Below are 12,788 nucleotides of genomic sequence, written 5' to 3' on the forward strand. Positions count from 1 at the left end.
CGGACCGCTGTGCGGCGTCGGCACCCCCGCGGCGCGGTGCGCGCCGCGGTCCGCGCCAGCGCACGGCGTCGCGACGCCGCAGCCCCACCGCGTCACAGTGCCGCGTAAAGCGCCACCGCGAGCACCACCACGGCGACCGTCGCGGCGAGGACCACCGCCGCCGACACCCCGGGACGCCGCTCCGGGCGCGAGAGCAACCCGGGGTACCGGGCCACGACCTCGGGGATGTCCCGGACACCGAGCCGCACCGGACGTACGCCGCTGCGGCGGGCCAGCTCCCGCAGGTCGCCGGTGGCGTAGGACACCTGGCGCAACCGCAGCAGCCGCGTGCCCCGCGCGCCGAGGAACGCGAGGTCGAACACGGGTGCCGCCCCCGGCAGGTAGCGGACCGCCACGGTGACCGCGGCCCGCAGCTCGCTCCGAGGGACCCGACGCGCCCGTCCCAGCAGCCGGCGGACGACGATCGCGTCGGCCGTCAACGTGACGCGCGAGCGCGCCAGATGCGCGAGCAGCACGGCCGACGGCACCCACACCGCGCCCAGCACCACGGGCGCCGCTCCCCCGCCGTGGTCGTACACGGCCCACGGCACGAAGACCGCGCTCACCAGCACCGGGAAACCGACCGCCGGCCACCAGTGGCGCCCCCGCGGCCGGATCGTGAACTCGGCTTCCGCCATCGAGCACCTCCCGTGCCGCCGTCCCCGTGGCGCGAGGGCGTGGACCGATCGCTCCGGGCCGCCCCCTCCCGCCGCGGGCGCCCGCCCCGGCACGCCCTCAGATGCCGAGGACGATCTTGGCGGTGGTGAAGTAGATGATGAGCCCGGTGGCGTCCACCAGCGTGGTCACCATGGGGGCGGAGACCACCGCCGGGTCGATCTTCAGCTTTTTCGCCAGCAGCGGCATGGTGCCGCCGACCGTCGCCGCCCACATGCAGATCAGCACCAGGGTGATGGCGACGACGACGGCGATCTGCCACCCGACGAACAGCGCGCCGACCAGCAGGCCCAGCACGGCCAGCATCCCCCCCAGCAGCAGGCCGGTCCGGCACTCGCGCCAGATCACCCGCAGCAGGTCGGAGGTGCGGACCTCGCCGACGGCAAGGGCGCGGACGGCGGCGGTGGCCGCCTGGGCGCCGGAGTTGCCGCCGGTTCCGATCAGCAGCGGGATGAAGAGGGCGAGTTGGGTGACGGTGGCGAGCTCGTCCTCGAACGCCTGGGTGACGCTGACGGTGAGGGTCGCCGCGACCAGCAGCAGCATCAGCCACACGACCCGCTTGCGCGAGACCTCGAAGACGCCCGCGGACATGTAGTGGCGTTCCAGCGGCTCGGCACCGGACTGCCGCGCGACATCCTCGGTGTCGGCGGCCTCGATGACCTCGACGGCGTCGTCGATGGTCAGCAGGCCGACCAGGCGGTCCTCGCTGTCGACCACCGGAAGGTCCAGCGCGTTGGTCTCGCGCATCAACCGTGCCGCGTCCTCCGCGGGGTCGGTGGCGCGGGCGGACGGCGGCTCGGTCACGACCAGTTCGGCGACGTGGCGGTCGGGGTCGCTCAGGACGAGTTCCCGCAGCTCCACGATGCCGGTGAGGCGGCGCCCGGTGTCGACCACCGGCAGGGTGTAGATGGTCTCGGCGTTGGCGCCGCGCCGCCGGACGACCTCCAGCGCCTGCGAGACCGTCAGGTTCTGCTGGAGCGCCACCGTCTCGGGGGTCATGTAGCGGCCGACGGAACCCTCGGGGTAACCGAGCAGCGCGGCGGTCATGTGGCGTTCGTGGGCGCTGAGCCCGGCGAGGACGCGACGGGCGACCTTGGCGGGCACCTCGCCCAGCATGCGGGCGCGGTCGTCCGGGTCCATGCCCTCGACGAGGTCGCCGAAGGCCTGGTCCCGCAGTCCTTCGAGGATCTGCTGCTGGTCGACGGGGTCGAGCTCCTCGAAGACCTCCAGCGCGCGGTCCTTGTCGAGGAGCCGGAAGGTGATCACGGACTCGACGGCGTCCATCCGCGCGATCTCGTCGGCGATGGAGTAGGCGGGCTGCGTCTCCAGCCACTCCAGGGCACCGGCGAGGTCGTGGTCCTCCAGCAGGACAGGCAGATGAGTCATGGCGGGTTACCCCCAGGCAACGGAAGCTGGTCGTGGACATCCGGTGGTCGCGCACGCACCGATCCGCCCAGGACCGCGGCGTCAGACGACGGGAGCCCTGGACGCGCCGGAGCGGCGCCGGGGATGACTGGGAGGTTCACTGCGCATCGCAGTACCACCTCCAGCCGTGACGTGTTGCCGAAACCAGCATTCAGGCTACAGGTCGCCGGGCAAGGATCATGACAGAGACGGCGATGGATCCAGGACGGTTCGGGGCGCGTGGCGGCGCACGTCGGACGTGGCCGGGGCGGCGCCCGCGAGCGCACCACCCGCCGCCCCGGCGCCGCCTGTCGCGCCACCGGCGGGCGCGGTCTCCGCACCGAGAGCGTGCGGGAGACCCCACGCACCGCACCGCGCGGACCGCCCGGACGCACAGCACCCCCGTGCCGCGGGGGCGGACGGGGGTGCTGTGCGTCGGGGGCGCGTCAGGCGATGCGGTCCAGCACGATCGGGCCGGCGCCGGTGCCGGGTTCGGCGTCCGCCGTGACGCGGATCGCGTCGCCGGCGAGCGCCTCGACCGCCGCCTCGAACCGCTCCGGGGTGTCGGTGTGCAGCGTCAGCAGCGGGTCGCCGGCGCGCACGGTGTCGCCGGGACGGGCGTGCAGTTCCACGCCGGCGCCGGCCTGCACCGGGTCCTCCTTGCGGGCCCGGCCGGCGCCGAGCCGCCAGGCGGCGAGCCCGACGGCGTAGGCGTCGAGACCGGTCAGCACGCCGTCGGCGGGCACGGTCAGCACGTGCTGCTCGCGCGCGACGGGCAGTTCGGCATCCGGGTCGCCGCCCTGGGCGGCGATCATCCGCCGCCAGACGTCCATGGCGGAGCCGTCGGCGAGCGCCTTGGCGGGGTCGGCGTCGGGCAGGCCGGCGGCGTCGAGCATCTCCCGCGCGAGCGCCAGCGTCAGCTCCACGACGTCGGCGGGGCCGCCGCCGGCGAGGACCTCGACGGACTCGCGGACCTCCAGTGCGTTGCCGGCGGTCAGTCCGAGCGGCACCGACATGTCGGTGAGCAGCGCGGTGGTGCGCACGCCGTGGTCGGTGCCCAGCCCCACCATGGTGCGGGCCAGTTCGCGGGCGTCGTCGATCGTCTTCATGAAGGCGCCGGAGCCGACCTTGACGTCGAGGACCAGCGAGTCGGTGCCCTCGGCGATCTTCTTGGACATGATCGAGCTGGCGATCAGCGGGATGGCCTCGACGGTGCCGGTGACGTCGCGGAGCGCGTAGAGCTTGCGGTCGGCCGGGGCGAGGCCGTCCCCGGCGGCGCAGATGACGGCGCCGGTGTCGGCCAGGACGGCGAGCATCCGCTCGTTGCTGAGTCCGGCCTGCCACCCGGGGATGGCCTCCAGCTTGTCCAGGGTGCCGCCGGTGTGGCCGAGACCGCGGCCGGAGAGCTGCGGCACGGCCGCACCGCAGGCCGCGACGAGCGGCGCGAGCGGCAGGGTGATCTTGTCGCCGACGCCGCCGGTGGAGTGCTTGTCCGCGGTGGGGCGGTCCAGCGCCGCGAAGTCCATCCGCTCGCCGCTGGCGATCATGGCGGCGGTCCAGCGCGCGATCTCCTCACGGCCCATGCCGTTGAGCAGGATCGCCATGGCGAGGGCCGACATCTGCTCGTCGGCGACGTCGCCGCGGGTGTAGGCATCGATCACCCAGTCGATCTGTGCGTCGGTGAGGGCGTGGCCGTCCCGCTTGGCGCGGATGACGGTGATGGCGTCCATGCGGCTCTTTTCCGTGTCCGGGGGTGCGAGGTGCGGAAGGTGCGGGGTGGGGCTCGGGTCCGGCGTCGCTGCCGCGGCCCCGCCGTCGGGCGGCGGGGCAGCGGGGTCAGCGACCGGCGGCCAGGTCGTCCGGGCCGAAGGCGTCGGGCAGCAGCTCGGCCAGCGGCCGGGGGCCGGCGGTGGTGTCCACCAGCAGGTGGGGGCCGCCGTGCTCCATCAGCAGCTGCCGGCAGCGGCCGCAGGGGGTGATGACCGCGCCGCGGCTGTCGCAGCAGGTGAAGTGCGTCAGCCGGCCGCCGCCACCGTCGTGGAGGGCGGAGACCAGGCCGCACTCGGCGCACAGCGCGACACCGTAGGCGGCGTTCTCCACGTTGCAGCCGGTGACGGTCCGGCCGTCGTCGACCAGCGCCGCCGCCCCCACCGGGTAGCCGGAGTAGGGCGCGTACGCCCGTGTCATGGCGGCGCGCGCGGCGAGCCGCAGCTCCTGCCAGTCGGGGTGGCGGCGGGGGTCATGTCCCCTCACCCCGCCGGTAGGGTTTCCCGATCGCCTTGGGTGCTCGCAGGCGTTGGCTGAACAGCGCGAGGACCACGAGGGTGGTGATGTACGGACTGGCGGAGACCAGTTCCAGCGGCATGGTCTCGGTGGAGGAGAACCAGGCGAACAGCGCCACCGCGAGCAGGCCGGTGATGGCGGCGGAGGCCCGCTTGTTGCGGAAGAACTGGTAGATCGCGTAGCCGGCGAGGCCGATCGCGAACAGCAGCAGCAGCGCGTGGACGACGGTGCCGCCGCCCCGGATCTGGAGCGCGTCGACGAAGCCGAACAGCCCGGCGCCCATCGCGACGCCGCCCGGCCGCCAGTTGCCGAAGATCATCGTGGCGAGGCCGAGGTAGCCGCGGCCGCCGGTCTGGCCGTCCTGGTACATCCGGACGAAGACCGCCAGGTAGGCGCCGCCGAGCCCGGCGAGACCGCCGGAGACCAGCAGGGCCAGGTACTTGTACAGGTAGACGTTGACGCCGAGGGACTCGGTGGCGGTGGGGTTCTCGCCGCAGGAGCGCAGCCGCAGGCCGAAGCCGGTGCGCCACAGCACCACGTAGGTGCCGACGAAGAGCAGGACCGCGATCAGCACCAGCCAGGAGACGTTGGTGACGGCCGCGCCGGCCACCCCGGCGACGTCGGAGACGAAGAAGATGTCCCAGCCGCGGACCGTCGCTAGCCCGTCGGAGAGCAACGGCACCGTGAAGTCGCCGAGTTCGTCCATCCGTGGGGACTGCTTGTCGTTGCCGCCCGCCTCGGCGGCGGCGCTGCCCTCCTGGCCGAACCAGAGCTTGGCGAGGAACTGCACCACGCCGAGGGCGAGGATGTTGATCGCGACACCGGAGACGATGTGGTCGACGCCGAAGGTGACGGTGGCGACCGCGTGGACCAGCCCGCCGAGGACACCGCCGATGACACCGGCGAGCACCGCGGCCCACGGGCCGTACTGCCAGCCGATCCAGCCGGCCGCGAACAGGCCCAGCATCATCATGCCCTCGAGGCCGATGTTGATGACGCCGGCCCGCTCCGCCCAGAGACCGCCGAGCCCGGCGAGGCCGATCGGGACCGCGAGGCCCAGGGCGCTCGCCCACTGGCGGGTGTCGGTGAGGCTCCCGGTGTCGGTGACGACCCGCACCAGGGAGAGCAGCAGCAGCGCACCGGCGATGATCAGCAGGATCATCGGGTAGCTGAGCTTGCGGCGGGCGCCGCGCTCGACCTTGCCGGTGGGCTTCACCGGCTCCGAGCGGGTACTGATCTCGGTGCTCATGCGACGCCCTCCACCGTGTCGTTCGTGCGCGCCCGGGCTGCCAGTTCGGCGCCGACGATGCGCTGCTGGCGGCGCAGGCCCCAGCGGCGGACCAGTTCGTAGGAGACCACGACGGAGAGGACGATGATGCCCTGCATCACGCCGATGATCTCCTGGTAGTAGCCGATGAAGTTGAGGTGGCCGCCGGTGCGTTCCAGGAACGCCCACAGCAGCGCGGCCAGCGCCATCCCGACCGGGTGGTTGCGGCCCAGCAGGGCGATGGCGATGCCCATGAAGCCGATGCCGCTCGGGAAGTTGTTGCCGAAGTTGCCGGTGTCGTTGAGGAGCGTCGGCATGCCGACGAGCCCGGCGACGGCACCGGAGATCAGCATCGAGGCGACGACCATGCGCTTGACGCTGACGCCGCTGGCCTCGGCGGCGCTGTCGGAGACGCCGACGGCCCGCAGGTCGAACCCGAACCGGGTGCGGCTGAGCAGGTACCAGTACGCGACACCGGCGGCGATCGCGATGACGACCGTGCCGTAGATCAGCCCGGCGCCGGTGTCGATGGTGAAGAACCGGCTCGACTCCGGGATGTCGGGGGTGTGCACGATGTTCTGGTTGCGCTCGGCCAGCCGGCCTTCCTTGAGGAAGTAGCCGATCAGCGAGCCGGCGATGGCGTTCAGCATGATGGTCGTGATGACCTCGCTGACGCCGCGCACCGCCTTGAGGTAGCCCGCGATCCCGGCCCACAGGGCGCCGACCACCATCGCGGTGAGGATGATGATCGGGATCTGCACGAACCCGCCGAGGGCGAGCGCGCCGCCGACGACCGCGGCGAAGAAGGCGGCCACCTGGTACTGGCCGTCGACGCCGATGTTGAACAGGTTCATGCGGAAGCCGATGGCCACCGCGACGGCCGCCAGGTAGTACGGGATCGCCTTGTTGAGGATCCAGACCTGGCTGCGGTCGGTCGTGCCGTAGTTGAACATCGCCTCGAAGGCGTGGAACGGGTTCTGCCCGGTCGCGGTGATGACCAGGCAGACCAGCACGAACGCGACGGTCAGCGCGAGCAGCGGCGCGCTGACGGCCAGCAGCAGCTTCTCGCGGACCCGGGGGTCGCTCAGCTTGGCGGCGAGGAACCCGCCGCCGGAGCGGTTGCCGGAGCCGGCCGCGCCGGGCGGCGCCGCCGCGGCCTTGCCGGGGTCGTCGGAGCTGCCGGCGTTGCCGGAGCCCTCGCCGCCCGCGGGCGGCGGGGAGTCCTCGGGGCGGCTCATCGGGCGTCCTCCTCACCGGAGTCGCGGGCCGGGGAGGCGCCCTCGGGCGCTTCCGGGGCGGCCGTGTCGTCGCCGCCGAGGCGGCCGGTGGTCTCGCCGGTCATGGCTCCGCCCAGTTGTTCGGGGGTGATCGTGGCGGGGTCGGCCTCGGCCACCAGCCGGCCGCGGTACATCACGCGGAGGCTGTCGGAGAGTCCGATGAGTTCGTCGAGGTCGGCGGAGATCAGCAGCACGGCCAGGCCCTCGCGGCGGGCCTCCCGGATCTGGTCCCAGATCTGCGCCTGGGCGCCGACGTCCACACCGCGGGTGGGGTGGGCCGCGATCAGCACCTTGGGGGTGTGGCTCATCTCGCGGCCGAAGATCAGCTTCTGCTGGTTTCCGCCGGAGAGGCTGGCCGCGGTGACGTTGATGCCGGGGGTGCGCACGTCGTACTCGCGGACGATGCGCTCGGTGTCGGCGCGCGCGTCGGAGAGCGTGAGGCGCTGTCCGCGGCTGTTGGGCCGCTCCGTGATGTGGCCCAGCATGCGGTTCTCCCACAGCGGGGCGGTCAGCAGCAGCCCGTGGCGGTGCCGGTCCTCGGGGATGTAGCCGATGCCGTGCTCGCGGCGGCGGCGGGTCGAGGCGTGCGAGAGGTCGGCGCCGTCGACGGTGATGGTGCCGCCGTCCGGGTCGCGCATCCCCATGACCGCCTCGACCAGTTCCGCCTGGCCGTTGCCCTCCACCCCGGCGATGCCGAGCACCTCGCCGCGGTGGATGGTGAAGTCGATGTCGGCGAGCACCTCGCGCTTGACGCCGTCCGCGTCGATGCCGGAGAGGTGCAGGTCGTTGACCTGCAGCACCGGCACGTCGGTGACGGTGGACTCGCGGGTCTCGGGGACCGGCAGCTCGCTGCCGACCATCAGCTCGGCCAGCTCCTTGGGGCTGGTGCCGGCCGGGTCGACGGAGGCGACGGTGGTGCCCCGCCGGATCACGGTGATCTCGTCGGCGACGGAGAGCACCTCGCCCAGCTTGTGCGAGATGAAGATGACGGTGAGGCCCTCGGCCTTCAGCTCCCGCAGGTTGTCGAAGAGCGCGTCGACCTCCTGCGGCACCAGGACGGCGGTGGGCTCGTCGAGGATGAGGGTCCGCGCGCCGCGGTAGAGGACCTTGAGGATCTCCACGCGCTGCCGGTCGGCGACACCGATCTCCTCCACGAGGACGTCGGGGCGCACCCCGAGCCCGTAGGCGTCGGAGATCTCCAGGATGCGGCGACGTGCCGCCGCGCCGATGCCGTGGCGCTTCTCCGCGCCCAGGACGACGTTCTCCTGGACGGTGAGGTTGTCGGCCAGCATGAAGTGCTGGTGCACCATGCCGATGCCGCGCGCGATGGCGTCGGAGGGGGAGCCGAAGGAGACCTGCTCGCCCTCGGCCGTGATGGTGCCCTCGTCCGGCTTCTGCATGCCGTAGAGGATCTTCATCAGCGTCGACTTGCCGGCGCCGTTCTCCCCGATCAGCGCGTGCACGGTGCCGCGGCGGACAGTGATGTTGATGTCGTGGTTGGCGACGACACCGGGGAACCGCTTGGTGATGCCGCGTAGTTCGACGGCGGGGGCACCGTCGGCCGCGGGCTGGCTTGAGGCTGGGATGACGCACTCTCCTCGGGAGCGAAGGAGTCGGGGCCGGTGGCCGACGCTACCGTGCCGCCCCGGGGCTACGCGCGTAGCGCCCGGGAGAGGGCCCGGCGAGGATCGCTCCTCGCCGGGCCCCCGGTGGTGACGCTGTGACCGTACGGGGTCAGGGGGTGTCGCTGACCTCGGTCTCGCCCTCGACGATGCGGCGCTTGGCCTCGTCCAGCTCGTCCGCGATGTCGTCGATGTGCCCGCCGGAGGTGGCGAGCCACACACCGTCGTTGGCCAGGCCGTACTCGCCCGTGCCGGACATCGGGTCGTCGCTGTCGATGCTGCTGATCAGGTCGAAGACGGCGACGTCGACGCCCTTGATCGCGGAGGTGAGGATCGAGTCCTTGTACTCGGCGAGGCCGGGCTGCTCGGCCTGGTCCGAGTCGACACCGATCGCCCAGGCGTTCTCGGCGGAGGCGACCTCCTCGATCGACCCGTTGCCGGCGAGACCGGCGGCGGTGTAGATCACGTCGACGTCGCGGCCCAGCATGCCGTTGGCCTGCTCCTTGGCCTTGGCCACGTCGGTGAAGCCCTTGGGGTCGTCCGTGTACAGGTACTGGACGTCGACCTCGATCTCGGGGTCGGTGTCCTTGGCGCCCTGCTCGTAGCCGGCCTGGAACTTGTTGATCAGGGTGGTGTCCACGCCGCCGATGAAGCCGACCTTGCCGGTCTCGGACTTCAGGGCCGCGGCGACACCGGCGAGGTAGGAGGCCTCGTGCTCGGCGAAGATCATCGAGTAGACGTTGTCGCCCTCGGCGACGGCGTCGACGACGCCGAAGGTGGTGTCCGGGAACTCCTGCGCCACGCGCTCGACCGACGGGCCGTAGAGGTAGCCGACGCCGATGACCGGGTTGTAGCCCGCCTCGGCCATCTGCTGGAGCCGCTGCTCGCGGTCCGCGTCCGTCTCGTCGTCGCGAGCGGTCTGGTAGTAGGTCTCGACGCCGAGGTCGTTCTTGGCCTTGTCCGCCCCGCGGGCGGCGGCCTCGTTGAAGGAGGCGTCGTCGCGGCCGCCGACGTCGAAGGCGATGGCGGCACCCTCACCGGTACCGCCGCCGCTGCTGCCACCGGAACCGGTGGAGTCGTCGCTGCCGCAGGCGCTGGCGGTCAGTGCGAGGGCCGCCGTGGCGGCGACCGTGGCTGCAAGCTTGGATACCCGGCGCAAGAGGGCGTTCCCTTCACTCGAAGCGCCCGTTCGGCGCTCTTCCCGCGAGATCGTAACGCGCGTAGATCCGGTGAAAACAAATGCGGCGGGCCCGTTATCAGATCGTCGTGAACGCAATGCGGTCGCCATATGACAGCACGCGGCCGCCGAATGACGCACGGGGTGCGAGCCCGACATTGGCGCGGACACCCAGACGCAGGTCAGGGCCGGTCCGAACAGACCGGACCGGCCCTTTTCCCTCGCCCCGGGACGAGGCGGACACCGCGGTCTCAGAGCGGCCGGTGACCGGCGTCGAGAAGCACGGCGGCGGTGAACAGCTCCACACCGACGGTGATGGCGCGTTCGTCGACGTCGAAATCGCCCTGGTGGATATCGCGCGGCGTAGCCGAGGCGTCACCGGGTGCGCGGGTGCCGAGTCGGGCCATCGCGCCCGGGACGTGCTCCAGGTACCAGGAGAAGTCCTCCCCGCCCAGCGACTGCTCGGTGCTCTCGACCGAGGTGGCGCCGAACCGCTCGGTCATCGCCTCGCCCAGCAGCGCGGCGGTGCCGGCCTCGTTCACCACCGGCGGCACGCCGCGGATGTACTGGATCTCGACCTTGGCGCGGTGGGTGGTGGCGACCTCGTCCACCGCCGCGTGCACCAGGTCGGGGGCGGCCCGCCAGGAGTCGAGGTCCAGGCAGCGGACCGTGCCGGAGAGCCCGGCCTGCTGCGGGATGACGTTGGAGGCGTGGCCCGTCTCCAGTCGGCCCCAGGTCACGGCCAGGCCGGCGCGGGTGTCGACCCGGCGCGCCAGCAGCGCGGGGACGTCGGTCGCGACCCGGGCGGCGGCGGTCACCAGGTCGGTGGTGAGGTGCGGGCGGGCGGTGTGCCCGCCGGGGCCGCTGAGGTTGATCTCCACGCGGTCGCAGGCGGAGGTGATCGGCCCGGTCCGCAGCCCGATCCGCCCGGCGTCGACCTTCGGGTCGCAGTGGACGGCGATGATGCGGCCGACGCCGTCGAGGACGCCGCTCTCGATGGCGTCGGTGGCGCCGCCGGGCAGCACCTCCTCGGCGGGCTGGAAGAGCAGCCGCACCGGCACGGGCAGCTTGCCCTCGCGCGCCATCTCCGCCAGCACCAGCCCGGCCCCCAGCACGACGGTGGTGTGCACGTCGTGGCCGCAGGCGTGGGCCCGGCCGGGGATGGTCGAGCGGTAGGCGACGGTCTTGGTGTCGGGGATCGGCAGGGCGTCGATGTCGGCGCGCAGCGCGAGCATCGGCCGGCCGCCGCTCCACCGGCCGGAGCCGCCGTCGGGGTGCACGTCGCAGTAGAGGCCGGTGCCGCCGTCCAGGACGCGTGGCGTGAGCCCGGCGCGCTCCAGGCGGGTCTTGAGGGCGGCGGTCGTCCGCACCTCGTTGTTGCCCAGCTCCGGGTGCATGTGGAGGTCGCGGCGGAAGGCGACGAGCTCCTCGCGTAGGCCGTCCGGTACCACCCCCGGCAGGTGCAGTGCGGTGACGGGGTCCGTTTCGGGCGACAGCAGGTGGCTCACGTGACCGAGGGTAACGCCCGCTGCATCGAACTTCCCAGTCCTCATGGAAAGTTCACCCACAGGAGCGAGTGCTTATGCGCATGGTCGTGCATACTTCCCAACCGTATCGGGTAAGGAACGGGATTTCCCGCGCGGTCCGTTGGGTGAGATCATCCGGCTCCGACCTGGGGCGGGGCGCACACCCGGCCGCACGCGGCCCGGCCGATCCGAGGACCGCGGCCCGGGCTCGGCACCATTACCAGCACGGACGGTGCGCCGCCAGTCGCCCGCGGTGGCCGCCATGGGCGCGGCGGTGCCCGACCGACGCCGCGGCACGGCCCGCGGCCGGACCACGGCGTTCGGTGCCGCGGCGCCGCGCGGGGCCCCGCGGCGCGGGGCGGCCGGTGGCCGGTGGACGCCCCCGGGTGGCCGGTTCACCGCGGCCGGGCGTTCCGGTGGTCGGTTTCACAGCGCATGTTCATGCGGCGCGCCCCGCCGTGCGCCACGGAGCGCACGTCGCAGCGCGTAGTCGTGCGGTGGCGCGTGCCGGGGTGGTCTCTGCACGCTCTCACACCGCGGGCGGCGGCAGCGGCACCGGCAGCACGGGCAGCCCGTGCGCACCACGGGCGCCGGCGATCACGGCGGCGAGGAACCCGCCGGCGCGCGGGGAGGCGCGGTCGGTGAGCCAGTCGTCGGTGATCTCGCAGACGCTCACCCCCGAGTCGGTGCCCCGCAGCACCAGCGGCAGCGTGTGGACCACGGTGGACGGAAAGCTCAGCACCCGGCGGCCGATCGGACCGGTCCGGGCGACCAGCTCCAGCGGCAGGTCGGGGCGGACGATCTCCAGCCCGGCCAGGGCGGCGACCCGCTTCAGCTTCTCCGGCCCCTCCTTGCGGTGGGCCAGGTAGCGGGTGACGCCGTACTCCGCGGCGAGCGAGGCGACGGCCGCGAGGTAGCGGTCCTCGTGTATCACCCCGGTCTCCACCAGCGAGGTGCCGACCAGGTCGGAGCCGCCGGTGGTCTGCGGCGGACCGAACCGGCCGCGGGTCCACGCCAGGTCGTTGCGGCGGACGGTGACGCCCGGCGGACGCTCGACCGGCATGGCGGTGAAGACCTCGACCTGCCGGCCGCCCACGGGGCTGAGCCCGCGCAGCGCCCGGCGGGCGACGGGGGCGAAGAGCGCGGCGCGGGCGCCGCGCGGTGCCGCGGCACGGTGCCAGCGCACCAGCGGCTCGCCGCGGGAGAGCTGGGCGGTGAACTCCATGGTCGCGGTGCCGTCGTCCACGACGACGACCCGGCGGGTCCGAGAGCCGGCCAGCAGCAGCTGCGCCCACCGGGAGAACGGATCGCCGATGACCAACCGGTCCGCGGTGCGCAGCCGCCGGGCCAGTGCGGGCCAGGCGCCGGGGCCGGCCGGCCCGCGGACCTCGCGCCACAGCAGCTGGTGGCCCTCGTCGCGGGCGAGGCCGGACATCCGCAGCAGCTGGCCCCGGGTGGTCGCGTTGCGGGGCGGGAGCACGACGACGGTCAGCTCGCCGGGGGCGAGCGGAGCGTCGG

Annotated in this window: 10 protein-coding genes; all 10 read right to left on the reverse strand. The window is 73.1% G+C overall.

The genetic code is table 11. The features are described from left to right. Window positions 1-92: 92 nt before the first annotated feature. Window positions 93-677 (reverse strand): hypothetical protein, encoded by a 585-nt coding sequence (locus HCN52_RS06550; protein ID WP_168087403.1) that lies wholly within the window; start codon window positions 675-677, stop codon window positions 93-95. 97 nt (window positions 678-774) lie between these two features. Continuing rightward, on the reverse strand, window positions 775-2,100 hold the full coding sequence (gene mgtE / locus HCN52_RS06555) for a magnesium transporter (protein WP_168087404.1): 1,326 nt from the start codon (window positions 2,098-2,100) through the stop codon (window positions 775-777). Window positions 2,101-2,564: 464 nt separating this feature from the next. Continuing rightward, entirely contained in the window at window positions 2,565-3,848 is a 1,284-nt protein-coding gene (locus HCN52_RS06560; protein WP_168087405.1) for a thymidine phosphorylase, read from the reverse strand. A 106-nt stretch (window positions 3,849-3,954) separates the two neighbouring features. Then, window positions 3,955-4,305 (reverse strand): cytidine deaminase, encoded by a 351-nt coding sequence (locus HCN52_RS06565; protein ID WP_168087413.1) that lies wholly within the window; start codon window positions 4,303-4,305, stop codon window positions 3,955-3,957. Window positions 4,306-4,357: 52 nt separating this feature from the next. Beyond that, a complete protein-coding gene (locus HCN52_RS06570; protein WP_168087406.1) occupies window positions 4,358-5,650 on the reverse strand; it encodes an ABC transporter permease in 1,293 nt (430 codons plus the stop codon). Next, on the reverse strand, window positions 5,647-6,906 hold the full coding sequence (locus tag HCN52_RS06575; protein ID WP_168087407.1) for an ABC transporter permease: 1,260 nt from the start codon (window positions 6,904-6,906) through the stop codon (window positions 5,647-5,649). The genes HCN52_RS06570 and HCN52_RS06575 overlap by 4 nt, the downstream gene beginning before the upstream one ends. Beyond that, entirely contained in the window at window positions 6,903-8,531 is a 1,629-nt protein-coding gene (locus tag HCN52_RS06580; RefSeq protein ID WP_168087414.1) for an ABC transporter ATP-binding protein, read from the reverse strand. Before HCN52_RS06580 ends, HCN52_RS06575 begins: the two co-directional genes overlap by 4 nt. 148 nt (window positions 8,532-8,679) lie before the next feature. Continuing rightward, the gene (locus HCN52_RS06585; protein WP_168087408.1) at window positions 8,680-9,726 is read right to left on the reverse strand and encodes a BMP family lipoprotein; all 1,047 of its coding nucleotides are present in this window, start codon (window positions 9,724-9,726) and stop codon (window positions 8,680-8,682) included. A gap of 269 nt (window positions 9,727-9,995) precedes the next feature. Continuing rightward, window positions 9,996-11,252 (reverse strand): amidohydrolase, encoded by a 1,257-nt coding sequence (locus tag HCN52_RS06590; RefSeq protein ID WP_312876577.1) that lies wholly within the window; start codon window positions 11,250-11,252, stop codon window positions 9,996-9,998. A gap of 547 nt (window positions 11,253-11,799) precedes the next feature. Then, window positions 11,800-12,788 (reverse strand): hypothetical protein (locus HCN52_RS06595; RefSeq protein WP_168087410.1); only part of this gene is annotated, 989 nt, incomplete at its 5' end.

The sequence above is a fragment of the Streptomyces bohaiensis genome (assembly GCF_012033785.1).
Taxonomy (GTDB): domain Bacteria; phylum Actinomycetota; class Actinomycetes; order Streptomycetales; family Streptomycetaceae; genus Streptomyces; species Streptomyces bohaiensis.